Source organism: Mycobacterium sp. (assembly GCF_046330795.1).
Taxonomy (GTDB): domain Bacteria; phylum Actinomycetota; class Actinomycetes; order Mycobacteriales; family Mycobacteriaceae; genus Mycobacterium.
This window is the reverse complement of the sequence record NZ_JAXLSA010000004.1, coordinates 312,532-337,162: the sequence shown is the minus strand read 5'-3', so window position 1 is coordinate 337,162 and position 24,631 is coordinate 312,532. Positions and strand designations below refer to the sequence as shown.

Here is a 24,631-nt window from a genome sequence, read left to right as displayed (position 1 = left end):
CATTGCCGCCGGGCCTCGTGCTCGCGGAACCGCGCCGCTCGCCGAACCCGGCGGTCTACTTGCTGGCGCGGATCGCCTCGAACACCTTGGGGTCCAACAACGTTGACGTATCGCCGAGTTCGCGGCCCTCGGCCACGTCGCGCAGCAGACGGCGCATGATCTTGCCGCTGCGGGTCTTCGGCAGCTCGGGAACCACGTGGATCTCCCGCGGCTTGGCGATCGGCGAGATCTCCCGCGCCACCTCGGCCCGCAGTTCCTCGACCATCTGCTCCTGCGACATCTCCGCGGCGTGCGCCTTGAGGATGACGAACGCGCAGATCGCCTGACCGGTGTGGTCGTCGGTGGCACCCACCACCGCCGCCTCCGCGACACCGGCGTGGCCGACGAGGGCGGACTCGACCTCGGCCGTGGAGATGCGGTGCCCCGACACGTTCATCACGTCGTCGATGCGGCCGAGCACCCAGACCTCGCCGTCGCTGCCGTAGCGGGCGCCGTCGCCGGCGAAGTACCAGCCCTGCTCGGCGAACCGGGCCCAGTACGTCTCCCGGAACCGCTCGGGATCACCCCAGATGCCGCGCAGCATGGCCGGCCACGGCTTGTCCAGGACCAGGTAGCCCGTGACGTGCTCGCCACCGTCGGCAGCCGGCTCCAGCTCGTTGCCGTCGTCGTCGACGATCTTGGCCGAGATGCCGGGCAGCGGACGCATGGCCGATCCGGGCTTGCAGTTCGTCACGCCCGGCAGCGGCGAGATCATGGCGGCCCCGGTTTCGGTCTGCCACCAGGTGTCGACGACCGGAGCGGTGTCGTGGCCGAAGGTCATCCGATACCAGCGCCAGGCCTCGGGGTTGATGGGCTCACCGACGGAGCCGAGCAACCGGATGCTGGACAGGTTGTGGGCGAAGGCAAGTTCGCGGCCCCACTTCATGAAGGTCCGGACCACCGTCGGCGCGGTGTAATAGATTGTGACGCCGTACTTTTCGATCACCTGGAAGTGCCGGTGCTCGTCGGGGGAGGCGGGAGTGCCCTCGTAGACCACCTGGGTGACGCCGTTGGAGAGCGGGCCGTAGGTGATGTAGGTGTGCCCGGTGACCCACCCGATGTCGGCGGTGCACCAGTAGACATCCGCCTCCGGTTTCACGTCGAACACGTTGTAGTGGGTGTACGACGCCTGGGTCAGATAGCCGCCCGAGGTGTGCATGATGCCCTTGGGCTTGCCGGTGGTTCCCGAGGTGTAGAGCAGGAACAGCGGATGCTCGGAGTCGAACGCCTCCGGGGTGTGCTCGGTGGCGGCTTTGGCGACCGTGTCGTGCCACCATAGGTCGCGGTCGTCGGTCATCGGGGTGTCGATCCCGGTGCGGCGCACCACCAGAACGTGCTCGACGGGGTTGTCGTCCCCGAGCCCGGCCAGTGCCTCGTCCACGCCGGCCTTCAGCGGCGCGGCGGAACCGCGCCGGAACTGCCCGTCGGTGGTGATCACCATCTTGGCCGCGGCGTCGTCGATACGGGCCCGCAGCGCTGATGCGGAGAAGCCGGCGAACACCACGCTGTGCATCACCCCGAGGCGCGCACATGCCAGCATCGCGACGATGGCCTCGGGCACCATCGGCATGTAGATGGCGACGCGGTCACCGGCTTCGAGCCCGAGTTCGGTCAGGGTGTTGGCGGCCCGGCACACCTCGTCCTTGAGTTCGGCGTACGTGATGTCGCGCGCGTCACCGACCGGTTCGCCCTCCCAGTGGATCGCGACCCGGGCGCCGTTGCCGGCCTCGACGTGGCGGTCGACGCAGTTGTAGGCGACGTTCAGCTTGCCGCCGACGAACCATTTGGCGACCGGTGCCTCCGACCAGTCGAGCACCTCGGTGAACGGGGTGTCCCAGGTGAGCCGATTCGCCTGCTCGGCCCAGAACGCCAGCCGGTCGGCCTCGGCCGCGTCGTACAGTTCCTGTGATGCGTTCGCGTTCGCCGCGAACTCCGCCGATGGCGGATAGCATGACTGAACTTCAGTGTGCGTCTCGGTCATGCTTGTGAGCGTAGTCACTCAACGTTGCATCAACGTTGGCAACTCACACCCCCTGACCGCGGACGGCGGGTGGTGTGCGCCGAACGGTCGCGCCCCGTGGGCCGAACGGTCCGGCGGACGCGGGTGCGGAAAGGGTGAGCCAGTGCTGCGGTTGCGAATTGCGGTGACCGCGATGTGTGTCCTGGTGCTGATGGTCATTGCCGGATGCGGCGGGGCGGGCGGTCCCGGGGCGGGTCAGGGCGTGGTGACGGTCAACGGGGGCGAACCGCAGAACCCGCTGATTCCCACCAACACCAACGAGAACAACGGCGGCCGGATCATCGACCGGCTCTTCGCCGGCCTGATGTCGTATGACGCCCACGGCAATCCCACCAACGAGGTCGCCCGGTCGATCGACACCACCGACAACGTCAACTTCCACATCACGCTCCAACCGGATTGGAAGTTCACCGACGGGACACCGGTGACGGCGAAATCGTTCGTCGACGCGTGGAACTACGGTGCGCTGAGCACCAACGGCCAACTGCAGCAGAGCTTCTTCTCGCCGATCGTCGGGTTCGACGAGGTGGCCGGTGAGAAGCCGACCGCGCAGACGATGTCGGGCCTGGTGGTCCTCAATGACACCGAGTTCACCGTGCGGCTCAAGGCGCCGACCATCGATTTCACCCAGCGGTTGGCGTTCACCCCGTTCTATCCGCTGCCGCAGGTGGCCTTCGCCGACATGGCCGCCTTCGGACGGCACCCCGTGGGCAACGGCCCCTACCGTCTGGCCGGCGCCGACGCCTGGCAGCACAACGTGCGCATCGACCTGGTGCCCAATGCGGACTACCACGGCAATCGCCCGGCCCGGAACAAGGGCCTGCGGATGGTGTTCTACGCCAACCTCGATACCGCCTACGCCGATCTGCTGGCCGGCAACCTGGACGTGCTCGACACCGTGCCGACCAGTGCGCTGCCCACCTTCCGCAAGGATCTCGGGGACCGGGCGATGACCGGGCCCGTGGCGCAGAACCAGACCCTGGACACGCCGCTGCGGCTCGATCACTTCGGCGGCGAGGAAGGCCGGCTGCGCCGGCTGGCCCTGTCCGCGGCGATCAACCGACCACAGATCTGCGAGCAGATTTTCAGCGGAAGCCGCTCTCCGGCGAGGGATTTCACCGCAAGCTCGTTGCCCGGATTCAGCGCCGACCTGCCTGGCAACGATGCGCTGGACTACAACCCGGACCGTGCCCGCGCGCTGTGGGCCAAGGCCGACGCCATCTCGCGGTGGAGCGGCCAGTACGTCATCGCCTACAACGCCGACGGCGGGCACCAGGAGTGGGTGGACGCGGTGGCCAACAGCCTGAAGAACACCCTGGGCATCGACGCCGTCGGTGCTCCGCAGCCGACGTTCGCCGCGATGCGCACCCAGATCACCGACCGCACCATCGGCACCGCCTTCCGGGCCGGCTGGCAGGGCGACTACCCGTCGATGCTGGAGTTCCTGGAGCCGTTGTTCGTCACCGGCGCCGGCTCCAACGACGTCGACTACTCCAACCGCGAGTTCGACGGTGCGGTGACCGCGGCGCAGGCCGCGCCGACACTGCCGGAGTCGCAGACGTTGACCAACACCGCGCAGCAGATCCTGCTCCAGGACATGCCGGTGGTGCCGCTGTGGGACTACATCGGCGCCGCGGGCCGCTCAGCGGCCGTCGACAACGTGGTGATGACGTGGAACGGATTGCCGGACTACGAGAACATCGTCAAGTCCTGATGTCCGGTTCCTGAGATGTGGGTCTACCTCGCGCGCCGGGTGGCGGTGATGGTGCCGGTGTTCTTCGGGGCGACGCTGCTGATCCATGCCATGGTCTTCCTGTTGCCGGGGGATCCGGTCGCCGCGCTCGGCGGCGACCGCCCATTGAGCCCCGGTGTGGTGGCCCAACTGCGCGCGCAGTACCACCTCGACCAGCCCTTCTGGCTGCAGTACGTGCACTACCTCGGCGGCATCCTGCGCGGCGACTTCGGTGTGTCGTTCTCCGGCCTGCCCGTCAGTGAGGTTCTGGCACAAGCGTTTCCGGTGACCATTCGGCTGGCCCTGGTGGCGCTGGCGGTCGAAGCGGTGTTCGGTATCGGGTTCGGTGTGCTCGCCGGGCTGCGCCGCGGCGGATGGTTCGACGCCACCGCGCTGCTGGCCAGCCTGGTGGTGATCGCGGTGCCGGTGTTCGTGCTGGGATTCCTGGCGCAGTTCCTGTTCGGCGTCCGATGGGGCATCGCACCGGTGACGGTCGGGGACCAGGCCAGCTTCGCGCGGCTACTGCTGCCCGGCATCGTGCTGGGGTCGGTGTCGTTCGCCTACGTGCTGCGGCTGACCCGGTCCGCGGTCGCCGAGACCGCGCAGGCCGACTGGGTACGCACCGCCGCGGCCACCGGCGCCTCCCGGTCCCGGGTGGTGTCGATGCACATCCTGCGCAACTCGCTGATCCCGGTCGTCACGTTCCTGGGCGCGGATCTGGGCGCGTTGCTCGGCGGCGCCGTCGTCACCGAGGGCATCTTCAACATCCACGGCGTCGGCGGTGCGCTCTACCAGGCCGTGACCCGCCAGGAGGCACCCACCGTCGTCGGCATCGTGACGGTGCTGGTGTTGGTGTACCTGGTGGCCAACCTGGTGGTGGATCTGCTCTACGCGGCCCTCGATCCCCGGATCCGGTATGGCTGAGCGGTCCGGCGGCCTGGTCACCGATACCTGGGCGCAGCTGCGGACCCGCCCGCAGTTCTACATCGCCGCCACGCTGATCGTCCTGGTGGCTGCCGCCGCGCTGGCGCCGGAACTGTTCACCGGGCTCGACCCGCACTACGCCGACCCCGCGCAGAGTCTGCTGGGCCCCTCGGCGCGGCACTGGTTCGGCACCGACCTGCAGGGCCACGACGTCTACGCACGCACGGTCCACGGCGCCCGCGCGTCGATCGCGGTGGGCCTGGGCGCGACGACGCTGGCGGTGCTGTTCGGCGGGACGCTCGGCGCGTTGGCGGGCTTCTTCGGTGGCCGGCTGGACGCACTGGTCTCGCGCTGCGCCGACATCTTCTTCGGCATCCCGCTGCTGCTGGCCGCCATCGTGCTGATGCAGGTGATGCGGCAGCGCAGCATCTTGACGGTGATCGTCATCCTGGCCGTGTTCGGCTGGCCGCAGGTGGCGCGTATCACCCGGGGCTCCGTGCTGGCGGTCCGCTCCTCGGACTACGTGCTGGCCGCAAAGGCCATGGGGCTCAGCCCGTTTCGCATCCTCCTGCGGCACGTACTGCCCAACGCCGTCGGCCCGGTGATCGTCGTCGCGACCATTGCGCTGGGGGCGTTCATCGTGACGGAGGCGACGCTGTCGTACCTGGGCGTGGGACTGCCGCCGTCGGTGATCTCCTGGGGAGGGGACATCAACACCGCACAGGCCCGGCTGCGATCCGGTTCGCCGGTGCTGTTCTATCCGGCAACGGCGCTGGCGCTGACGGTGCTGGCCTTCATGCTGATGGGCGACGCGCTGCGCGACGCGCTCGACCCGGGTGCCCGCGCCAGGCCGGCGTGGCGCGCATGACCGAACCACTGCTGCGGGTCGAGGGCCTCGAGGTGACCTACGACGGGCACCCGCCCGCGGTCACCGGCGTGGAGCTGTCGGTGTCCGCCGGGGAGACCGTCGCGGTGGTCGGCGAATCGGGTTCGGGCAAGTCCACTCTCGCGGCGGCGGTGCTGGGGCTGCTGCCCCCGGGCGGACGTGTCACCGCCGGGCGCATCGTGTTCGCCGGCACCGACCTGACCGCCGCGGACGATCGGGCGCGTCGAGCGGTTCGCGGCCGAGCCATCGGCTATGTGCCCCAGGATCCGGTGACCAACCTCAACCCGGTCTGGAAGGTGGGCGTTCAGATCCGGGAAGCGTTGCGCGCCAACAACATCAGAGCGCGAAAGGTGGCCCGGGCGCGTTCGGTGCAGCTGCTGGCCGACGTCGGGATGCCGGATCCGGCCGGCACGCTGACCCGCTACCCGCATCAACTGTCCGGCGGAATGTGCCAGCGTGCCCTCATCGCGATCGGACTGACGGGCCATCCGCGGCTGCTGATCGCCGACGAACCGACCTCGGCACTGGATGTCACGGTGCAGCGACAGGTTCTCGACCATCTGGCCGCGATGGCGGCGGATCTGGGCACGGCGGTCCTGTTCATCACCCACGACCTGGCGCTGGCCGCCGAACGTGCCGGCCGGATCGTCGTCATGCGGGACGGCCGGATCATGGAAGTCGGTGCGGCAGAACAGATCATCGCCGATCCGCAGGATGAGTACACCCGCCGGCTGGTGGCCTGTGCGCCGGCGCTGTCCGCATCCGAGCGTCGCCCGCCGCTCGCCGAACCCGGCGGCGATCTGGTGGTTGCCACCGACCTGACCAAGGTGTTCCCGCTGCCCGGACCGCCGCCGTGGCGACGACACGAGCTCACCGCCGTCGACGCGGTGTCCTTCCGGCTGCGGCGGGGGTCCACGCTGGCCGTGGCCGGCGAATCCGGTTCGGGCAAGTCCACGTTGGCGCGCATGGTGCTCGGGCTGACCGAACCGACGTCCGGAACGGTGGCCTTCGACGGCGCCGACGTCGCGGCACTGGACCGCCCGGGCACCCTGCAGTTCCGCCGCCGCGCCCAGCCGGTGTTCCAGAACCCGTACAGCAGCCTCGATCCGATGTACACGGTGCAGCGCCTCATCGAGGAGCCGCTGCGAATCCACGGCGTCGGCGACCGGGTGTCCCGCCGGCGGTCGGTGGCCGATCTGCTCGACGAGGTCGCCCTGCCGTCGGCGATCCTGGCCCGGCGGCCGCGGGAACTGTCCGGCGGTCAGCGCCAGCGGGTCGCGATCGCCCGGGCCCTGGCGCTTCGGCCGGACCTGCTGGTGTGCGACGAAGCGGTTTCCGCGCTGGATGTCATCGTGCAGGACCAGATCCTGCGCCTGCTGGCCGAATTGCAGGACCGGCTCGGGCTGACCTACCTGTTCATCAGCCACGACCTGGCGGTGATCCGGCGGATCGCCGATGACGTGCTGGTGATGCGGACGGGACGCGTCGTGGAGGCGGGTTCGGCCGAGCAGGTGTTCGACCATCCGCGCGACGACTACACCCGGCGTCTGCTCGATGCCGTCCCGGGTAGGGTGGGCCGCCGTGACCGCTGATCCGTTGGCTCCCCTGCTGGATCTGCCGGGTGTGGCCGAAGCGGCCGAGCATGCGCGCGACGCGCTGGGGCGCGCCCACCGGCACCGGGCGAATCTTCGGGGCTGGCCGGTGACCGCGGCCGAGGCGGCGCTGCGGGCCGCGCGTGCTTCGTCGGTGCTCGACGGCGGAACGCTGCAGCTGGACGAGAACACCGTCGAGGATCCGGTGTTCGCGGGGTCGCTGCGGGTGGCCCAGGCGCTCGAGGGCGGGGAGGGTTCGCTCATCGGTGTCTGGCGCCGCGCGCCGTTGCAGGCGCTGGCCCGGATCCACAGCCTGGCCGCCGCCGACCTGGTGGCCGAGGATGCGCTCGGCCGGCCGCGGCTGAACCCGGAGACCTCCGCCCGGCTGGACCTGATGGCGCGGCTGGTGACGGGCGGGTCGGCTGTCCCGGCTCCGATCCTGACCGCGGTGGCCCACGGCGAGCTGTTGGCGCTGTCCGCCTTCGGCAGCGCCGACGGCGTCGTCGCGCGGGGCGTGGGACGCCTGGTGAGTATCGCCACCGGACTCGATCCGCACGGGCTCGGTGTGCCCGAGGTGTTCTGGATGCGCCGGGCGGCCGATTACCGGGAAGCCGCGCAGGGCTTTGCATCTGGGACCGAGGACGGGTTGACGCGGTGGCTGGTCCTGACCTGCCGGGCGCTCCAGGAGGGCGCGCGCGAAGCGGTGGCGATCGCCGACGCCAAGGCCTGACGAGAACATGAAGCGGGCGGCGTTCCGAATTACTCGGCTCGCCGCCCGCTAGCACGGATCCCGGTTACCATGCGTGCAACTGTGGGTTACGCGGGATGGCCTCGGCGCTCTTGTGACGCGCTACGGCATTAGCCCCTCCCAAAGGGCCTGTGGGGAATCTCGAAGGAGTACCCCGAGCCATTCGCATTTTCGCAATTACGCAGGCCCGCAACACTTCTGCCATTATCGCGGCTGTGACTCCGCGTGGGTGCCGTGGAACCGTGCTGGGTTGCCGGTTGCGGGAGATCGACGCTTCTCTTCCGAGTCGACCTTGGCCTCACCGGCTTCCGTGCACTCCTTTGTACTACGTGACCCCGGTCACAGCAAGCTCTGACGCCGGATCGTTACGGGTGTGGCGCGAGTGTCGTGGAGTTATCCGGTCTCACCGAGACATCAAGCGCTGCAACACCGAATACGTCGCGGCGCCCGCGGCCAGCGCGCTGATCCCGATCGCGGCGGTGGTGGCGATGGCGGCCCGTGATGGCGCCGGCAACCGGTCGCGGATCGACACCGGCCGGGTGAACGTCAGCACAGGCCAGTTACGCGCTGTGGCTTCGCGCCGGAGCGTCCGGTCCGGGTTGACCACCGCCGCGTGTCCGACCGCCTCGAGCATCGGCAGATCGGTGCTCGAGTCCGAATACGCGTAGCAGTGCTCGAGGGCGTAACCCTCGCGGTCCGCCAACTCGCGGATGGCCTGCGCCTTGCCCTCGCCGTAGCAGTAGAACGCGATCTCGCCGGTGTACCGGCCGTCCTCGACGACCATCCGGGTCGCCATGGCATGGGTGGCTCCCAGGGCCCGGGCGATCGGGGCCACGACCTCTTCCCCCGAGGCGGACACGATGACGATGTCGCGGCCGCACAACCGATGGTCGGCGATCAGCTCGGCGGCTTCGGCGAACACCAGCGGGTCGACGATGTCGTGCAGGGTCTCGCCGACGATCGACTTGACCTGTTCGACGTCCCAGCCGGTGCACATGCTGGTCACGTAGGACCGCATCCGATCCATCTGCTCGTGATCGGCCCCGGACATCAGGAACAGGAACTGCGCGTAGCTCGATCTCAGGACGGTCCGCCGGTTGAGCAGCCCCTGATCCAGGAAGGGTTTGCTGAAGGCGAGCGCACTGGACTTGGCGATGACGGTCTTGTCGAGATCGAAGAACGCGGCGGTGCGGCCCGGCGGTCGCGAGCCCCGGATGATGGCGGGTCCGGCGGGCTGTTCGGGGTCCGGCACCGGGGCGGTCACGGTGCCAGGATAGAGGGTGCGTGACACAAGTCGCCCTTTTGTTCAAAGTGGCATTTCAAGCCAGGTGGCTGAGGCTGCAAAATTCCGAGATAACAGTTCGGTGTGTTGATTCCGCACACTTGCGGGGGTCACCGGTGTCGTGTGTATAGTGGGCATTACTCGGCTTATGTCGAGTGTGTATCAGCCCGACCCCCCGGGGCTGATACACGACGACCCTCGCCTCCTCCCCCCCTGGCGGGGGTCGTCTCATATCCGGACCACATTCGCTGGGTGGATTTCGATAGCGCCGCGAGTTTGCTGATCGCCGCAATCCACAGATTCGATCTCGTCCACAATTCCGCCGGTTTCCGGCCCGGCTCGGCGGTGTGCGCAGCCACGCAACCGGCACGCTGGGTCCATGTCGACTACGCCGCGCGTTCTGACCCTGCTCTCCGATCCGGCACTGCGCGAGGAGATCGATCGGGTCACCGCGGCGGTCGGAACCACCGCGGTGCACCTCGACGCCGGCTCCCGTCCGGGAGCCCGGATCTGGGCGGCGGCGCGTGCGGTCGTCGTCGACGGCGCCGCGGCGTGCGCCCTCGCTGTGATGCCGCTCACACGCAGGTCAGCGGTTTTCGTCGTGACGGCGGGAGCTCCCGACGATCCGCCTCCGGACACTGCCGTGCTGTCGGCGTCGATCGCGGTCGGCGCGGAGGCGGTGCTCACCCTGCCGGCCCACGCCGATCAGCTCGTCCGCGGGCTGTCGGATCCCGGTGATCACGCCGGCGTCAGGGGTTCCCGTGGCGCAGTGGTGGCCGTTGTCGGCGGCCGCGGTGGCGCGGGTGGGTCGTTGTTCTCGGCGGCCATGGCGTTGTCGCTCACAGGCTCGTTGCTGATGGACCTCGATCCCTGGGCCGGTGGCATTGACCTGTTACTCGGCGCCGAGGGCGCCGCCGGGTTGCGCTGGCCCGACATCCAGGTCCAGGACGGCAAGCTGGACTGGGCGGCGGTGCGCGAAGCACTGCCGCGACAGCGGGGCATCAGCATCCTGTCCGGCACACGGCGGGCGCACGACGTCGAACCCGCGGCCGCCGCGGCGTTCACCGATGCGGCCCGCTCCGGTGGCGTGACGGTCGTGTGCGATCTCCCCGGCCTGCATACGGCTGCGGCCCGAACCACCGTGGAGGCCGCGGATCTGGTGGTCGTGGTCGCCACGTGCGACGTCCGCTCGTGCGCGGCGACGGCGGCGCTCGCCCCGGCGCTGAGCGCGCTGAACCCCAACGTCGGCCTGGTCGTGCGCGGTCCGGCACCGGGCGGACTGGGTTCCGGCGAGTTCGGGTCCGCCGTCGGACTGCCCGTGCTCACCACGATGCGGCCCGAACCGATGCTCGCCGAACGGCTCGAACACGGCGGTCTGAAGCTGGGCGGCAGATCGCCGCTCGGCCGGGCGGCCCGGGAGATCCTCGACGTATTGGCGGGCGCCCACCGGGAGCCCAGCGGGCGGGCGGCATGAACGCCCCGCTGATCGATCGCGTCCGGGAACGGCTGGCGGCCGAACCCGGCCCGCTGCGTCCCAATGTGGTGGCGCGCGCCATCCGCGCGGAATCCGGCGGTGTGCTCGGTGATACCGACGTGTTGGCCAACCTGCGCGTATTGCAGACCGAGCTGACCGGGGCGGGACTTCTCGAACCGCTGCTGGCAGCGCCGGGCACCACCGATGTCCTGGTCACGGGTCCGGAGCAGGTGTGGGTCGACGACGGGCAGGGTCTGCGGCGCAGCACAATTCGGTTCCCCGACGACGCCGCGGTCCGCCGGCTGGCACAGCGGTTGGCGCTCGCCGCGGGCCGACGACTCGACGACGCCGCACCGTGGGTGGACGGCCTGCTGACCGAGATCGGGCCCACAGGCTGCAATGTGCGGCTGCATGCCGTCCTGCCGCCGGTTTCGGTTGGAGGGACAGCCATTTCGCTCCGAGTGTTGCGACCCGCCGGCCAGGATCTCGAGTCGCTGTGCCGGTCCGGTGCGGTGGTGGCCGAGATCAGCGGAATCCTGCGGGAGGTCATCGCGGCCCGGTTGGCCTTCCTGGTGTCCGGCGGGACCGGTGCCGGCAAGACGACGCTGTTGGCGGCACTGCTGGGTGCCGTGTCGGACAGTGAGCGGATCGTCTGCGTCGAGGACGCCGCCGAGCTGGCGCCGGTGCATCCACATGTAGTGAATCTCGTTGCGCGCGGGGCGAATATCGAGGGCGCCGGCGAGATCACGGTCCGCCAACTGGTCCGGCAGGCATTGCGCATGCGCCCGGACCGGATCGTCGTCGGTGAGGTCCGGGGCGCCGAGGTGGCCGACCTGCTTACCGCGCTGAACACCGGCCACGACGGCGGAGCGGGCACCGTGCACGCCAACAGCACCGCGGAGATCCCGGCTCGGCTGGAGGCCCTCGGCGCGCTGGGCGGCCTCGACCGGGCCGCACTGCATGCCCAATTGTGGGCGGCGGTGCGGGTGCTGCTGCACGTCGCACGGGACCGGGAGGGACAGCGACGGCTGACCGAGGTCTCGGTGCTCGATCGGGGAGGCCCGGACAACACCTGCCATGTCGTGCCGGCGTGGCGGGCCGGCGAGGGGTTCGGCGCGGGCATGGCGGCGCTGCGTGCACTTCTGCGGGACCGTCTGGTATGACCGGAATACCCTTCGCCGCAATTCTTCTGGCGCTGTCCCTGCTGACGCTTCCGGCTCCCGGACGCCCGGCCCCCGGTGTGCCGCGGGTGCGTCGGCGTCGCGTCCCGGTGTTCTGCGCGGCGGCGTCGCCGGCGGTGGTCGCCGTGGTCCTCCTGCCCGGTGCCACCACCCTGTCGGCGGCGGTCGCCGTCGCCACCGCCCTGGTGCGCGTGGCCCGGGCCGCCCGACGCCGGCGCGTGTCCGGTGAGGCCGAAGTCCTCATCGGCGCGCTGGACGTGCTCGTCGGTGAGCTCAGGATCGGCGCACACCCGGTGGCTGCCGTCGAAGCGGCGGCACGGGAATCGGCGGGGCCGGTGGCCACCGCACTGTGGGGGATCGCGGCCCGGGCCCGCCTCGGTGGCGATACGGTGTCGGGCCTGTCCGCGGGAATCCCCGGATCGCTCCTCTGCGCCGAATGGTCGCGGTTGGCGGTGGCCTGGCGGCTGGCGGCCGAGCACGGCATTCCGATCGGCGCGGTGATGCGGTCTGCCCAGACCGATATCGTTGAACGGCAACGCTTTCGGCAGAAGGTGCAATCGGCCCTGGCCGGTGCTCGCGCGTCAGCGGGCATCCTGGCCGCCCTGCCGGTGGCCGGGCTCGCCCTCGGTCAGGCGATCGGCGCGGATCCCGTCCGATTCCTGATCGGCGGCGGGGTGGGCGGATGGTGCCTGCTGGCCGGCGTCCTGTTGCTCGCGGCCGGGTTGCTCTGGGCCGATCGGATCATCGATCGGGTCGGCACGTGAGCGCGGCGGCGCTCGCACTCGCGTTGGCGGTGCTGCTCGCGGGGCGGTCGGCCGCGGTGCGGATGCGTGGCGGGAACGGGTCCCCGGAGGCCGCTCACGGCGGCCGGAAACGCGCCGCCGGTGATCCCTTCGCGACCGCGTCCGCCCTGGATATCTTCGCCACGTGTCTGTCCGCCGGGATGGCCCCGGCCACGGCCGCACGCGCGACGGCCCCCTCGGCTCCGGCGGAACTGGCGGTCCTGCTCCGGCGATCGGCCGACCTGCTCGCGCTGGGTGCCGAGCCCGCCGTCGCCTGGGCCGAACCCGCGCCCGTCGGAGAGGAGCACTGCCGTGTCGCCGCTCTCGCGTTGTTCCGGTTGGCGCGCCGATCGGCGTCCTCCGGGACGGCCCTGGCCGACGGGGTCGCCGAACTGGCGCTCGAGACACGCCAGCGCATCGCACATGACGCCGCGGCCGCGGGCGAGCGGGCCGGGGTGTTGATCGCCGGGCCGCTGGGCGTCTGCTTCCTGCCCGCGTTCATCTGCCTGGGCGTCGTGCCGGTGGTGGCCGGCCTGGCCCGCGACGCCTTTTCCTCCGGCCTGCTGTGAGTGGCAACGGGCATCAGCCCCACCAACTCCGAAGAAGTGTCACACAGAAAGGGAAATCAATTGTTACAGAAGGCTATTCGTCTCATCCGGCAGAAGCTGACGGTGGTGGTGACCGACGACACCGGGATGTCCACCGTGGAATACGCGATCGGCACCGTGGCCGCGGCGGCATTCGGCGCCATCCTCTACACCGTCGTCACGGGAGATTCGATCGTGACCGCGCTCAGCGGCATCATCGCGCGGGCCCTGAACACCAGCGTCTGAGCGGTGAGGCCGGATTCGGGACGGTGGAGGCTGCCCTGGCCGTTGCCGCCCTGGTCGTCGTTCTGGTGTTGTGCGCCGCCGGCCTGGCCGCGATCAGCGCTCAGATCCGGTGTGTGGACGCCGCCCGGGAGGCGGCGCGGCTGGCGGCCCGTGGCGACGAGCGGGCGTGGTCCGGCGCGCTCGGGTCCCTGGCCCCGGCCAATTCCGTCCTGCAGGTGCACCGGGACGGCGACTTCGTCGTGGCCACGGTTTCCTCCGGTACTCCGCTCCTGCCAGGGCTCACGTTGCGGGCCGAGTCGATCGCGGCGGTCGAACCGGCCGCCTGACCGGACGGCAGAGCGCGGTGCGGCCACCGTTCTGGGCGCGTTCCTGGCTGCGGTACTGGTGAGTGTGACGATCGCGCTGGCCACGATCGGTGCTGCCGCGCTGGCCCGGCACCGGGCGCAGGCCGGCGCGGACCTCGGCGCGCTGGCCGCCGCGCTGACGCTGCCCGCCGGGGCCGGCTCCGCGTGCGACCGCGCGCGCGAGCTGGTGAACGCCATGCGGATGTCGACGGCACACTGCGCGATCGAGCGACTCGACGTCGTCGTCACGGTGGCGGTCCCGGTCCGAGTGGCCGGTTGGAACCTGGGTACGGCGCGCGCGGTTGCGCGGGCAGGTCCGGCCGGCCCGGAATGAAGGAATGCGAAATTGCGCAAATTAATCGCAAACCGCTGCGTGCGCTGCGATATCAGTGTCGATAACCGCGTTATGCGACGAAATTGGTTGTAGGACGCCGGGTTCGGTGCGTGCCGCCGCGACAGGGGTGTTGCGGCGTGCTCGGTAGCGGGGGTAGCTTTCGGCAATGCACGTCGTCGAGGCGTGCATTCATCCTGGAAGCCGCCCGTCGAGGGGTCGGTTGGCCTCCAGTGCTGTGAGAACCGTCTGCAGCACGGCGATCGCCCCCATCTTGTCCAGGGGGTCGTTGCCGTTCCCGCATTTGGGGGACTGCACGCACGACGGACAGCCATTGGGGCATTCGCACGCCGATATCGCATCCAGGGTCGCGCCCAGCCAGACCGCGGCCTGCTGATAGCCCCGATCGGCGAATCCCGCGCCGCCCGGATGGCCGTCGTACACGAAGACGGTCGGCAGCCCGCCGGGGCCCACGGCCGTGGACAGGCCGCCGATGTCGCCCCGGTCGCAACTGGCCACCAGCGGCAGCAGGCCGATCGCCGCGTGCTCGGCCGCGTGCAGCGAACCCGGAATACGGACCGGGTCGATCCCGTTGTCGGACAACGCCTCCGGCGTGATCGTGTACATGACGGCGACGGTGGGCAGATGTTGCGGGGGCAGGTCGAGTTCGACGAAGTCGAGCACCTCGCCGGACAGGGTGCGCCGCAGGTACCCGGTGACGGTGTTCGTGACGGCAACCGGTACCACGCCGAGCGTGACCGGCCCGAGGTCGGTGTGGTCGCCCGACCCGGTGACCGTGATGTCGGTGACCTCCCGCGCGTGGGTCGAATAGCCGGGATCCTCGGCATGCACGAACGCGATCGCCGCCTCCAGGTCCAGCGAGTCGACCAGGTAGGTCTCACCCTGATGCAGGTACACCGCACCCGGGTGCACCGTCGCCGGGGCCCGGCCCGCCCCGACCCCGCCCAGCAGCCGGCCGGTGTCGGTCTCCAGGATGGCGACCTGGCCGCCGGCGGAGCCGCGGATATCGACCGCCGGATGCGGGTCGACGCCCGGACTCGGGTAATACCGCCCCCCGCGGCGGCGCAGCAGGCCGTCGTCGATCAGCGACGCCGCCACTTCGTGGGCCGACCACAGTGCGATCTCGGCTTCCCCGATCGGTAATTCTGTTGCGGCACAGAGGAGTTGGGGTCCCATCACGTACGGGTTGGCCGGGTCGATCACTACCCGCTCGACCGGCTCGTCCAGCAGGGCCGACGGGTGGTGCACCAGGTAGGTGTCCAGGGGGTCGTCCCGCGCGATGAGTACCACCAGCGCACCCTGGCCGCGACGCCCGGACCGGCCGGCCTGCTGCCAGAACGACGACACGCTGCCGGGGAACCCGGCCAGCACCACGGCGTCCAGTCCGGCGATGTCGATGCCCAGCTCGAGGGCATTCGTGGTCGCCAGGCCGCGCAGACCACCGTCGACGAGTGCCTGCTCGAGGGCCCGGCGGTCCTCGGCCAGATATCCGGCCCGGTACGACGACACCAGAGCGGCCAGTTCGGGGGCGACCTCGGCCAAGCGGGCGCGGGCACCCAGCGCGGTCAGTTCGGCGCCGCGCCGCGACCGCACGAAGGTCAGCGTCCGGGCGCCCTCGACGATCAGGTCGGCCATCACCCGGGCCGCTTCCGATCCCGCCGAACGCCGGACCGGCGCACCGTTCTCCCCGGTGATGTCGGTGCGCAGCGCGGGCTCCCACAGGGCGATGGTCCGCGCACCCTGCGGGGCGCCGTCGGCGGTGATCTCCTCGACGTGCTGGCCGATCAACTCGGCCGCCGTGCGGCCCGGCGCCGCCGTCGTGGCACTGGCCAGGATCACCGTCGGAATGGTGGCGTCGGGGGAGTAGCGCGCGGCCAGGCGCAGCAGCCGGCGCAGCACCATCGCCACGTTCGAGCCGAAAATTCCTCGGTAGTAATGACATTCGTCGACAACCAGATAGCGCAGCCCGCGCAGGAACACCGCCCACCGGGCGTGGTTGCGCAGCAGCGACAGGTGGATCATGTCGGGGTTGGAGAACACCCATCGCGACCGTTCGCGGGCGAACCGGCGGATCTCGGCGGGGGTGTCACCGTCGTACGCGGTGGGCGCCGCCGCGAAGTCCCCGGCCAGCGCCGGGATCGCCGCCGTCAGTGCGTGCGCGGAGCGCAGCTGGTCGTGGCCCAGTGCCTTGGTCGGACTCAGGTACAGGGCCCGGGCCCGGGGATCGCGGGCCAGCGCGTCGAGGATAGGCAGTTGATAGGCCAGCGACTTGCCCGACGCCGTGCCGGTGGCGATCACCACGTGCCGGCGCTGGTGGGCGAGTTCGGCAGCGTCGCGCTGGTGGGTCCACAACGCGGCGATGCCGCGCTCGGTGAAGGCGCGCACCACGTCGCCGTCGGCCCAGTCCGGCCAGGGTTGGCGCTGGCCGGGCCGGGCGGGCAACTCGGCGATGTGCCGGATCGGGCTTTCGGTGGTTTCGGTGCCCGCGAGCGCGGCGGCGAGCAGCTCACTGCCGAAATTCGTCGTCACTTTCGCCCTTTGTTCACCCGGTTCCTCGATGCACGACTGTTGCAAGTGCCCAGTTCATGATTGGATAAGGGTGGTCGCAGCTTCTGTGTGGTGTCAAAGCTCTCGCAGGATCGACGTTGCGGTCGCGGTTCCTGCGAAGGATGTGCGGTCGACAACGGGCCCGGTACGCCGAAAGGTGGTGTACCGCACCCGAAGTACACAGTAAGGAAAGATCGAAAGATGCCACAGGGAACTGTGAAGTGGTTCAACGCGGAAAAGGGCTTTGGCTTCATCGCCCCCGAGGACGGCTCCGCTGACGTTTTCGTCCACTACACGGAGATTCAGGGTTCGGGCTTCCGCACCCTGGAAGAGAACCAGCGAGTGGAGTTCGAGGTCGGCCAGAGCCCCAAGGGCCCGCAGGCCACCGGCGTTCGCGCCGTCTGAGCGACTCCCAGCTACGTAAACACCCCGGACGGTCCAACCGCCCGGGGTGTTTTGTCCGGTGGGGTGCGTTTTCGGCCGCCGGAGCGTTTTGTCGGCCGCCATGAGCACCGGTCTGGCTTAGTGTCGATGACGTGAGCCAGCTGTCGTTCTTCTCCGCTGACTCGGTGCCGCCCGCGGTGTCCGATCTCACCGGGCTGCTCGCGACATCCGGGCAGATCGTGGTCGTCGGCGCATCGGGCGCGCGGCTGTCCGTGGTCGTCGACCGCCCCTGGCGGGCGGATGCGCTGGCGGAGATGATCGCCGAGTGCGGGCTGACGCCGGAGGTGCTGCGCACCGAGGAGAACACGCCGCTGGTGCGAACCGGCGTCGACACCGCGCTGCTCGGTATCGCCGCCCTGTGGACACGTGGGGCGGTCAAGACGGTCCCCCCGCAGTGGGTGCCGGGGTCGCGCGAGCTGAGGGCCTGGGCGCTGGCGGCGGGTAGCCCCGACAACGACCGGTATCTCCTCGGCCTGGACCCGCACGCGCCCGACACGCACTCGCCGCTGGCCTCGGCGTTGATGCGGGCCGGAATCGCGCCGACGTTGATCGGAACTCGGGGGGCCCGTCCGGCGCTGCGGATCAGTGGTCGCCGACGGCTGTCTCGCCTGGTAGAGAACATCGGCGAGGCCCCGGACGGCATCGAGGCGTTCGACGCCTGGCCCCGGGTTTGAGCCCCTCGACCGGGGGAGCCGGTTTGCGTAGGTGGGCTTCGGATGCAAAATTGGCAGTTGCCCGCCGGGTTCGACGGGGTCGGTACCCGGCAAGTATGCCTATATATAGGCAATCATGAGCAGGAGCGTAGGCGCAGTTGGCTGACGATGACCGCGGTAGCGGCGGACGTAACGGCGGTGTCCGGCGACTCGTCATAGTCGAGTCGCCCACCAAGGCACGCAAGATCGCGGGCTATCTGGGCAAGGACTACATCGTCGAGTCGTCGCGTGGGCACATCCGCGACCTGCCCCGGGCCGCTGCCGACGTGCCCGCCAAGTACAAATCCGAGCCCTGGGCGCGCCTGGGGGTCAACGTGGACCAGGACTTCGAGCCCCTCTACATCGTCAGCCCCGAGAAGAAGTCCACCGTCACCGAACTCAAGGGCCTGCTCGAGGACGTCGACGAGCTCTACCTCGCGACGGACGGTGACCGCGAGGGCGAGGCCATCGCCTGGCACCTGCTGGAGACCCTCAAGCCGCGCATCCCGGTCAAACGGATGGTGTTCCACGAGATCACCGAGCCGGCCATCCGCGCGGCGGCCGAGGACCCCCGCGAACTGGACAACAACCTGGTCGACGCGCAGGAGACGCGCCGCATCCTGGACCGGCTGTACGGCTACGAGGTCTCCCCGGTGCTGTGGAAGAAGGTCGCTCCGCGGCTCTCGGCCGGCCGGGTGCAGTCCGTGGCCACCCGCATCATCGTGCAGCGCGAGCGGGAGCGGATGGCGTTCCGCAGCGCCGACTACTGGGATATCGCGGCCGAGCTGGACGCCAGTGTCTCGGACCCCACCGCAGTCCCGCCGGTGTTCTCGGCACGGCTGGTCAACGTCGACGGCCGCCGCGTGGCCACCGGCCGGGACTTCGATTCGCTCGGCGTGCTGACCAAGCCCGACGAGGTGCTGGTGCTCGACCAGGCCAGCGCCGGTGAACTGGTCGCCGGTCTGCGCGGAGCGAGCCTGACCGTCGCCTCGGTCGAGGAGAAGCCGTACACCCGCCGGCCGTACCCGCCGTTCATGACCTCCACGCTGCAGCAGGAGGCCGGGCGCAAGCTGCGGTTCTCGGCGGAACGCACGATGAGCCTGGCGCAGCGGCTGTACGAGAACGGCTACATCACCTACATGCGTACCGACTCGACGACGTTGTCGGCGAGCGCCATAGATGCGGCACGTCGCCAAGCCGGCCAGCTCTACGGCCAGGAGTACGTGCATCCCACCCCGCGCCAGTACACCCGCAAGGTGAAGAACGCGCAGGAGGCCCACGAGGCGATCCGTCCGGCCGGCGACACCTTCGCCACCCCGGACGCCGTACGGTCCGAGCTGGACAGTGACGAGTTCCGGCTCTACGAGCTGATCTGGCAGCGCACCGTCGCCTCCCAGATGGCCGACGCCCGCGGCACCACCCTGAGTCTGCGGATCTCCGGGCAGGCCGGATCGGGCCAGCGGGTGACCTTCGCCGCCAGCGGTCGCACCATCACCTTCGCGGGCTTCCTGAAGGCGTATGTGGAGACGGTCGACGAACTTGCCGGCGGCGAGGCCGACGACGAGGAACGCCGGCTGCCCAACCTGACGCAGGGTCAGCACGTCACCGCCAACGACCTGACCCCGGCCGGGCACTCGACCAACCCGCCGGCCCGCTACACCGAGGCCTCGCTGATCAAGGCGCTCGAGGATCTCGGCATCGGCCGGCCCTCGACGTACTCGTCGATCATCAAGACCATCCAGGACCGCGGCTACGTGTACAAGAAGGGCAGCGCGATGGTGCCGTCCTGGGTCGCGTTCGCCGTGATCGGCCTTCTGGAACAACACTTCTCGCGGCTGGTGGACTACGACTTCACCGCGGCCATGGAGGACGAGCTCGACGCCATCGCCGGCGGCCTCGAGCAGCGCACCAACTGGTTGTCCAACTTCTACTTCGGTGGGGAGCACGGAGTCGAGGGGTCGGTGGCCCGGGCCGGTGGCCTCAAGAAACTCGTCGGGGCCAACCTCGAGGACATCGACGCGCGAACGATCAACTCCATCAAGCTCTTCGACGACGAGGAAGGCCGCGCGGTCAACGTCCGCGTCGGCAAGAACGGTCCGTACCTGGAGCGGATGATCGTCGACCCCGACGATCCCGACGGTGCCCTCAAGCCGCAGCGGGCGAACCTCAACGACTCGCTGACCCCCGACGAGCTCACGCTGGAACTGGCCGAAAACCTGTTCGCCACACCGCAAGAGGGCCGCAGCCTCGGTGTGGACCCGGACACCGGCCACGAGATCGTCGCCAAGGACGGCCGGTACGGGCCGTACGTGACCGAGGTGCTTCCGGAGCCGCCGGAGGATCCCGACTCCGGGGTGACCGCCAAGAAGGGCAAGAAGCCCACCGGGCCCAAACCGCGCACCGGTTCGCTGCTGCGCAGCATGGACCTGCAGACGGTGACGCTCGAGGATGCGCTCAAGCTGCTGTCGCTGCCGCGGGTCGTCGGCGTGGACCCCGCCAGCGACGAGGAGATCACCGCCCAGAACGGCCGCTACGGTCCGTATCTGAAGAAGGGCACCGATTCCCGATCGCTGGCTACCGAGGACCAGATCTTCGAGATCACCCTCGACGAGGCCCTCAAGATCTACGCCGAGCCGAAACGCCGTGGGCGCCAAGCGGCTTCGGCCCCTCCGCTGCGCGAGCTGGGCAACGACCCGGCGTCCGGCAAGCCGATGGTGATCAAGGACGGCCGGTTCGGGCCGTACGTCACCGACGGTGAGACGAACGCCAGCCTGCGCAAGGGCGACGACGTGCTGTCCATCACCGACGAACGTGCCGCGGAGCTGCTGGCCGACCGGCGCGCCCGGGGACCGGTCAAGAAGACGGCCCGCAAGAGCGCCAAGAAGGCGCCGGCGAAGAAGGCCGCTAAGAAGGGCTGACGGCCGGGCTGGCCGAGGCCAGCCGGACCGGCCGGGCCAATTGGGTCGGTTTGGTCCGTCCGCGCAGTTCGACGACCTCGCCCACGTCCCATTGCAGCGCTTCGGCGTCCACCGCATCGCTGACGGCGTTCGATGATGCCAGGACGTGGCCCGGTTCCAGCTTGGCCAGCTCGGTGAGCCGGGCGGCCTCGTTGACCGGGTCGCCGATGACGGTGTACTCGAAGCGGGCCTGCGCGCCGATGTGCCCCGCGATCGCGCGGCCCGCCGAGACGCCGATGCCGAACTCGGCGTCGCCGATGACCGGTAGCAGGTCGTCGTGCAGCTCGCGGGCGGCGGCCAGCGCGGCGCCGGAGGCATCGGGATGCTCGATCGGGGCGCCGAAGATGGCCAGCGCCGCGTCACCCTGGAACTTGTTCACGAACCCGCCGTGCTTGTCCACCGTGTCTACGACCACCCGGAAGAACTCGTTGAGCAGGTTCACCACCTCGCCGGGCGGGCGGGTGGATGCCAGCTGCGTCGAACCCACCAGGTCGATGAACAGCACCGCGACGTCACGTTCCTGGCCGCCCAGCTCTGTCCCGCGCTCCAGCGCGCGGCGAGCCACGTCCTCGCCGACGTACCGGCCGAACAGGTCGCGCAGCCGCTGCCGCTCGGCCAGGTCGCGGACCATGTCGTTGAACCCGGCCTGCAGCAGCCCGAGCTCGCTGGCGTCGTAGATCTGCATGTGGGCGTTGAAGTTTCCGCGCTGGACCTCACCGAGCGCCCAGCGCAGCTGGCGCAGCGGGTCGGCGATCGACATGGCCGCCAGCACCGTGCCGGTGAGTCCGACGACCAGGGCGACCACCGCCAGGATCAGCAGCGGGGTGAACAGCTCGCCGGGCTCGGCGTGCAGGATCTGGAACCGGCTGGCCACTGCGGTGAGGATGATGGCCAGTAGCGGCACGCCGGTGCTCAGCACCCAGGTCAGCACCTGGCGCAGGATCACTCCGGGCGCGTGGAAGTGCTCGGGCACGCCGCCACGCAGAGCGGCCACCGCGACCGGGCGCAGCACCCGCTCGGACTGCAGGTATCCGATGATGGACGTCGCCGTGGCACCCAGTGCCGTCGCCACCGCCATCACGGGCGCGCCGTGGCTGGCGACCGACCAGCTGGCGGCGATGAACACGATGGCGCCGATCAGCCAGTTGGTGCCGCTGATGAGCGTCCGGTAGGTGGGCATCCGCAGCGCCCGGGTGCGGGCGAGTTCGGTGGCGGCGGGGTCGGTGACCGCCAGTCGGCCATCGCTGCGCTGCCAGCGGAACACCGGGGCCAGTAGCCACAGGCTCAGGATGGCGCCGAGGGTGAACGACACGAACAGATAGACGAGGAAGATCATCAGGTTGACGGTCGGCAGATCCTGGACCTGGATCCGGTCGGCGGCGGGCAGCCCGAATCGAAGGAAGCCGAGGACGAACAGTGCGCCGATGAGGTCGGCCTGCAACATGCTCAGCGTGAACAGCGGCCACGGCGTGCGGACGATCCAGCGGAGGAATCCGCCGATTCGCCTGCTCAGTGGCATGGTGGTCACCTGCTAACCGTATCGGTCCGGGCTGACGGATCCGAACCTCGCGAACGGATCCGGGTCCCGCCGGCCATGATTGCGTCGGCCGGCGCCGCTACTGTTGGCGCAGTGATGTCAGGGGTTTTCGCGCGATTGGTGGGTCAACAGGCCGTCGAGGCCGAGTTGGTGGCCGCCGCGGCCGCCGCGCGCGGTGATTCAACTCACAGCGGATTGACCACCGGACTGATGACACATGCCTGGCTGATCACCGGGCCGCCCGGGTCGGGCCGGTCGGTGGCCGCCCAGTGTTTCGCCGCGGCGTTGCAATGCACCGCCGACGGGGTCCCGGGCTGCGGCGAGTGCCGGGCCTGCACCACCACCATGGCCGGCACCCACGGCGACGTCCGGCGGGTGGTGCCGGAGGGCCTGTCCATCGGCGTGGACGAGATGCGCGCCATCGTCCAGACGGCGTCGCGCCGGCCCAGCACCGGGCGCTGGCAGATCGTGGTGATCGAGGACGCCGACCGGCTGACGGAGGGTGCGGCCAACGCGCTGCTGAAGGTCGTCGAGGAGCCACCGGCGTCGACGGTGTTCCTGCTGTGCGCGCCGTCGGTGGACCCGGAGGACATCGCGGTGACGCTGCGGTCGCGCTGTCGGCACGTCGCCCTGGTCACCCCGTCGGCCACGGCCATCGCGCAGGTGCTCACCGGCGCCGACGGAATCGACGCCGGCCAGGCGACCTGGGCGGCGTCGGTCAGCGGGGGCCACGTCGGCCGCGCCCGTCGGCTCGCCACCGATCCGGACGCGCGGGCCCGGCGCACGCAGGCGCTCGGCCTGGCCCGGGATGCCGCCACACCGTCGCGGACCTACGCCGCCGCCGAGGAACTCGTGGCCACCGCGGAAGCCGAGGCCAAGGCGCTGACCGAGGGCCGCAACGAGGTCGAGACCGAAGAGCTGCGCACCGCCCTGGGGGCGGGTGGCACCGGCAAGGGCACGGCGGGCGCCCTGCGCGGCGCCACCGGGGCCATCAAGGACCTGGAGAAACGGCAGAAGTCCCGCCAGACCAGGGCGTCGCGGGACGCGCTCGACCGCGCCCTGATCGACCTCGCGACGCATTTCCGGGACGCCCTGCTGCTGTCCAGCGGGGCGGATCAGGTGACGCTGAACCATCCCGACATGTCCGATCGGGCCGGCGCGCTGGCCGACCACGCCTCCCCGGAACGCCTGCTGCGCTGCATCGAGGCCGTGCTGCAGTGTCGTGAGGCGCTGGCCATCAACGTCAAGCCGAAGTTCGCCGTCGACGCCATGGTCGCCACCATCGGTCAATCCCTGCGCACCTGACGTCCCTGTGGTTTCGCCGCGTTTGGGCGGGTCGGCGCGCCTGCCGTAGACTCTGCTGCGCCCGGCCAGGCCGGGCACGCCGCCTTAGCTCAGTCGGTAGAGCGTCTCACTCGTAATGAGAAGGTCGGGGGTTCGATTCCCCCAGGCGGCTCCGGTGTGATGTCGCAGGACATCGGCATACCCGAACCGCTGTGCAGGGTTCGGATATTTCTTTTTTCGGATACCCGTAGATACGGGGAATACCTGCATGGCCCCCGAGCGATGAACCTTTTGAGGCCTCGAAGCAGTACAGCGGAGAGATCTGAGAGGTAGTGAAAATGTCCAAGTTGATTGCAGCAGTAGTGATTTCCGCAGCAGCGCTGGCCGGAGCGGCTCCGGCAGTGGCCGCGGGTCCCCCGCGGTGCAACACGATCACCGCGCTGAACGCCATGACGTGCCCGCCCGTGAACGGAAACACCGGTAACCGGTAATTCCGTTCTGACGGGGCGGAGCTACGGCCCGGTCGGACCGGTTTCGGCCGGCCGGGCCGTCATGGCCGCCCGGATGATCTCGAAATCGGCGTCGTCGATGGTGAACAGGCCGAATCGGAAGCGGAACCCCCAGCGCTGCTTGTCGGTGATGAAACCGAGTCGGTCGATGAGCGGCCGGATCGGTGTCTCTGCGCAGTCGACGAACTCAACGTTCCGGCGGTACGGATGAAAGTCCGTGGTGACCTCGACCTGGTGCGGTTCATCGTCGGTTACCCGGCCCAACGCCGTGAACGCTTGCAGCGCAGCGCCTTTCGGATAGTCGGTGCGCGGTGAATAGAACGCGATCCAGTCGCCGCGGCGCAGCCGGCGAAGGGCGTCCGGCTTGCCGTGGTTGGCCTGGGTGAACCCGCCGGAGACGCCACGCAGCACATGCTCGCGGCTGACGGTGTTGATCCATGTGGTCATGGCCCCACGGTAGGACCGGGGTGTG

The 24,631-nt window shown here is 69.9% G+C and carries 20 protein-coding genes, 1 tRNA gene and 1 pseudogene; 17 read left to right on the top strand and 5 right to left on the bottom strand.

Annotation, left to right across the window (positions count from 1 at the left end; all coding sequences use genetic code 11):
- Positions 1-55: 55 nt before the first annotated feature.
- Entirely contained in the window at positions 56-2,020 is a 1,965-nt protein-coding gene (gene acs / locus U0R18_RS16090) for an acetate--CoA ligase (RefSeq protein ID WP_526370127.1), read from the bottom strand.
- A gap of 172 nt (positions 2,021-2,192) precedes the next feature.
- Between acs and U0R18_RS16085 the strand changes: the two genes are divergently transcribed.
- Genes U0R18_RS16085 through U0R18_RS16065 form a run of 5 tightly spaced genes read left to right on the top strand, consistent with a single transcriptional unit; the run spans position 2,193 to position 7,923 of the window.
- The gene (locus U0R18_RS16085; RefSeq protein ID WP_526370433.1) at positions 2,193-3,773 is read left to right on the top strand and encodes a peptide ABC transporter substrate-binding protein; all 1,581 of its coding nucleotides are present in this window, start codon (positions 2,193-2,195) and stop codon (positions 3,771-3,773) included.
- Between the two features lie 15 nt (positions 3,774-3,788).
- Positions 3,789-4,715 carry an ABC transporter permease gene (locus tag U0R18_RS16080; protein ID WP_526370125.1) on the top strand — a complete coding sequence of 309 codons (927 nt, stop codon included), beginning with the start codon at positions 3,789-3,791 and terminating at the stop codon, positions 4,713-4,715.
- Positions 4,708-5,583 carry an ABC transporter permease gene (locus tag U0R18_RS16075; RefSeq protein ID WP_526370123.1) on the top strand — a complete coding sequence of 292 codons (876 nt, stop codon included), beginning with the start codon at positions 4,708-4,710 and terminating at the stop codon, positions 5,581-5,583. The genes U0R18_RS16080 and U0R18_RS16075 overlap by 8 nt, the downstream gene beginning before the upstream one ends.
- Entirely contained in the window at positions 5,580-7,193 is a 1,614-nt protein-coding gene (locus U0R18_RS16070; RefSeq protein ID WP_526370121.1) for a dipeptide ABC transporter ATP-binding protein, read from the top strand. The genes U0R18_RS16075 and U0R18_RS16070 overlap by 4 nt, the downstream gene beginning before the upstream one ends.
- A complete protein-coding gene (locus U0R18_RS16065; RefSeq protein ID WP_526370119.1) occupies positions 7,183-7,923 on the top strand; it encodes an oxidoreductase in 741 nt (246 codons plus the stop codon). The genes U0R18_RS16070 and U0R18_RS16065 overlap by 11 nt, the downstream gene beginning before the upstream one ends.
- 421 nt (positions 7,924-8,344) lie before the next feature.
- Here U0R18_RS16065 and U0R18_RS16060 read toward each other — a convergent pair whose 3' ends face one another.
- Positions 8,345-9,193, bottom strand: a complete 849-nt coding sequence (locus tag U0R18_RS16060) for an HAD-IB family hydrolase (RefSeq protein WP_526370431.1) — start codon at positions 9,191-9,193, stop codon at positions 8,345-8,347.
- A 409-nt stretch (positions 9,194-9,602) separates the two neighbouring features.
- Here U0R18_RS16060 and ssd point away from each other — a divergent pair, with 409 nt between their 5' ends.
- The 7 genes and pseudogenes from ssd to U0R18_RS16025 form a co-directional block, all read left to right on the top strand.
- Positions 9,603-10,697, top strand: coding sequence for a septum site-determining protein Ssd (ssd, locus tag U0R18_RS16055; protein WP_526370117.1), 1,095 nt, complete (start codon positions 9,603-9,605; stop codon positions 10,695-10,697).
- Positions 10,694-11,860, top strand: a complete 1,167-nt coding sequence (locus U0R18_RS16050; RefSeq protein ID WP_526370115.1) for a TadA family conjugal transfer-associated ATPase — start codon at positions 10,694-10,696, stop codon at positions 11,858-11,860. The genes ssd and U0R18_RS16050 overlap by 4 nt, the downstream gene beginning before the upstream one ends.
- Entirely contained in the window at positions 11,857-12,642 is a 786-nt protein-coding gene (locus U0R18_RS16045; RefSeq protein ID WP_526370113.1) for a type II secretion system F family protein, read from the top strand. The genes U0R18_RS16050 and U0R18_RS16045 overlap by 4 nt, the downstream gene beginning before the upstream one ends.
- The gene (locus tag U0R18_RS16040) at positions 12,639-13,229 is read left to right on the top strand and encodes a type II secretion system F family protein (RefSeq protein WP_526370111.1); all 591 of its coding nucleotides are present in this window, start codon (positions 12,639-12,641) and stop codon (positions 13,227-13,229) included. Before U0R18_RS16045 ends, U0R18_RS16040 begins: the two co-directional genes overlap by 4 nt.
- 60 nt (positions 13,230-13,289) lie before the next feature.
- Positions 13,290-13,493: a DUF4244 domain-containing protein gene (locus tag U0R18_RS16035; RefSeq protein ID WP_526370109.1), complete on the top strand. Its 204-nt coding sequence runs from the start codon at positions 13,290-13,292 to the stop codon at positions 13,491-13,493.
- Between the two features lie 23 nt (positions 13,494-13,516).
- Positions 13,517-13,819: a TadE family type IV pilus minor pilin gene (locus U0R18_RS16030; RefSeq protein WP_526370107.1), complete on the top strand. Its 303-nt coding sequence runs from the start codon at positions 13,517-13,519 to the stop codon at positions 13,817-13,819.
- A 22-nt stretch (positions 13,820-13,841) separates the two neighbouring features.
- Positions 13,842-14,171, top strand: a pseudogene (locus tag U0R18_RS16025) (Rv3654c family TadE-like protein); the annotation flags it as partial.
- 189 nt (positions 14,172-14,360) lie between these two features.
- Here U0R18_RS16025 and sftH read toward each other — a convergent pair.
- Complete coding sequence (sftH, locus tag U0R18_RS16020) at positions 14,361-16,718, bottom strand: DNA 3'-5' helicase SftH (protein WP_526370105.1); 2,358 nt, start codon at positions 16,716-16,718, stop codon at positions 14,361-14,363.
- Between the two features lie 219 nt (positions 16,719-16,937).
- On the opposite strand from sftH, the gene U0R18_RS16015 reads away from it, so the two are divergent.
- The 3 genes from U0R18_RS16015 to topA all read left to right on the top strand — a co-directional run bounded on the left by U0R18_RS16015 (position 16,938) and on the right by topA (position 20,790).
- Positions 16,938-17,141 (top strand): cold-shock protein, encoded by a 204-nt coding sequence (locus tag U0R18_RS16015; RefSeq protein WP_005138711.1) that lies wholly within the window; start codon positions 16,938-16,940, stop codon positions 17,139-17,141.
- Positions 17,142-17,272: 131 nt separating this feature from the next.
- The gene (locus U0R18_RS16010; RefSeq protein WP_526370103.1) at positions 17,273-17,854 is read left to right on the top strand and encodes a hypothetical protein; all 582 of its coding nucleotides are present in this window, start codon (positions 17,273-17,275) and stop codon (positions 17,852-17,854) included.
- Between the two features lie 137 nt (positions 17,855-17,991).
- Positions 17,992-20,790 carry a type I DNA topoisomerase gene (topA, locus tag U0R18_RS16005; RefSeq protein ID WP_526370101.1) on the top strand — a complete coding sequence of 933 codons (2,799 nt, stop codon included), beginning with the start codon at positions 17,992-17,994 and terminating at the stop codon, positions 20,788-20,790.
- Here topA and U0R18_RS16000 read toward each other — a convergent pair.
- Positions 20,777-22,348 carry an adenylate/guanylate cyclase domain-containing protein gene (locus U0R18_RS16000; protein ID WP_526370428.1) on the bottom strand — a complete coding sequence of 524 codons (1,572 nt, stop codon included), beginning with the start codon at positions 22,346-22,348 and terminating at the stop codon, positions 20,777-20,779. The two genes, topA and U0R18_RS16000, sit on opposite strands and share 14 nt — an antisense overlap.
- 114 nt (positions 22,349-22,462) lie before the next feature.
- Here U0R18_RS16000 and U0R18_RS15995 point away from each other — a divergent pair, with 114 nt between their 5' ends.
- Positions 22,463-23,671 carry a DNA polymerase III subunit delta' gene (locus U0R18_RS15995; RefSeq protein ID WP_526370099.1) on the top strand — a complete coding sequence of 403 codons (1,209 nt, stop codon included), beginning with the start codon at positions 22,463-22,465 and terminating at the stop codon, positions 23,669-23,671.
- Between the two features lie 78 nt (positions 23,672-23,749).
- Positions 23,750-23,822, top strand: a tRNA-Thr gene (locus U0R18_RS15990).
- 340 nt (positions 23,823-24,162) lie between these two features.
- On the opposite strand, the gene U0R18_RS15985 is transcribed toward U0R18_RS15990, so the two are convergent.
- Complete coding sequence (locus U0R18_RS15985) at positions 24,163-24,606, bottom strand: EVE domain-containing protein (protein WP_526370097.1); 444 nt, start codon at positions 24,604-24,606, stop codon at positions 24,163-24,165.
- Between the last annotated feature and the right edge of the window lie 25 nt (positions 24,607-24,631).

Coding starts and splice junctions, on each gene's coding strand:
- acs (WP_526370127.1), bottom strand. CDS start 2,020: ATGACCGAGACGCACACTGAAGTTCAGTCATGCTATCCGCCATCGGCG.
- U0R18_RS16085 (WP_526370433.1), top strand. CDS start 2,193: ATGTGTGTCCTGGTGCTGATGGTCATTGCCGGATGCGGCGGGGCGGGC.
- U0R18_RS16080 (WP_526370125.1), top strand. CDS start 3,789: ATGTGGGTCTACCTCGCGCGCCGGGTGGCGGTGATGGTGCCGGTGTTC.
- U0R18_RS16075 (WP_526370123.1), top strand. CDS start 4,708: ATGGCTGAGCGGTCCGGCGGCCTGGTCACCGATACCTGGGCGCAGCTG.
- U0R18_RS16070 (WP_526370121.1), top strand. CDS start 5,580: ATGACCGAACCACTGCTGCGGGTCGAGGGCCTCGAGGTGACCTACGAC.
- ssd (WP_526370117.1), top strand. CDS start 9,603: ATGTCGACTACGCCGCGCGTTCTGACCCTGCTCTCCGATCCGGCACTG.
- U0R18_RS16050 (WP_526370115.1), top strand. CDS start 10,694: ATGAACGCCCCGCTGATCGATCGCGTCCGGGAACGGCTGGCGGCCGAA.
- U0R18_RS16045 (WP_526370113.1), top strand. CDS start 11,857: ATGACCGGAATACCCTTCGCCGCAATTCTTCTGGCGCTGTCCCTGCTG.
- U0R18_RS16015 (WP_005138711.1), top strand. CDS start 16,938: ATGCCACAGGGAACTGTGAAGTGGTTCAACGCGGAAAAGGGCTTTGGC.
- U0R18_RS16000 (WP_526370428.1), bottom strand. CDS start 22,348: ATGCCACTGAGCAGGCGAATCGGCGGATTCCTCCGCTGGATCGTCCGC.
- U0R18_RS15995 (WP_526370099.1), top strand. CDS start 22,463: ATGTCAGGGGTTTTCGCGCGATTGGTGGGTCAACAGGCCGTCGAGGCC.
- U0R18_RS15985 (WP_526370097.1), bottom strand. CDS start 24,606: ATGACCACATGGATCAACACCGTCAGCCGCGAGCATGTGCTGCGTGGC.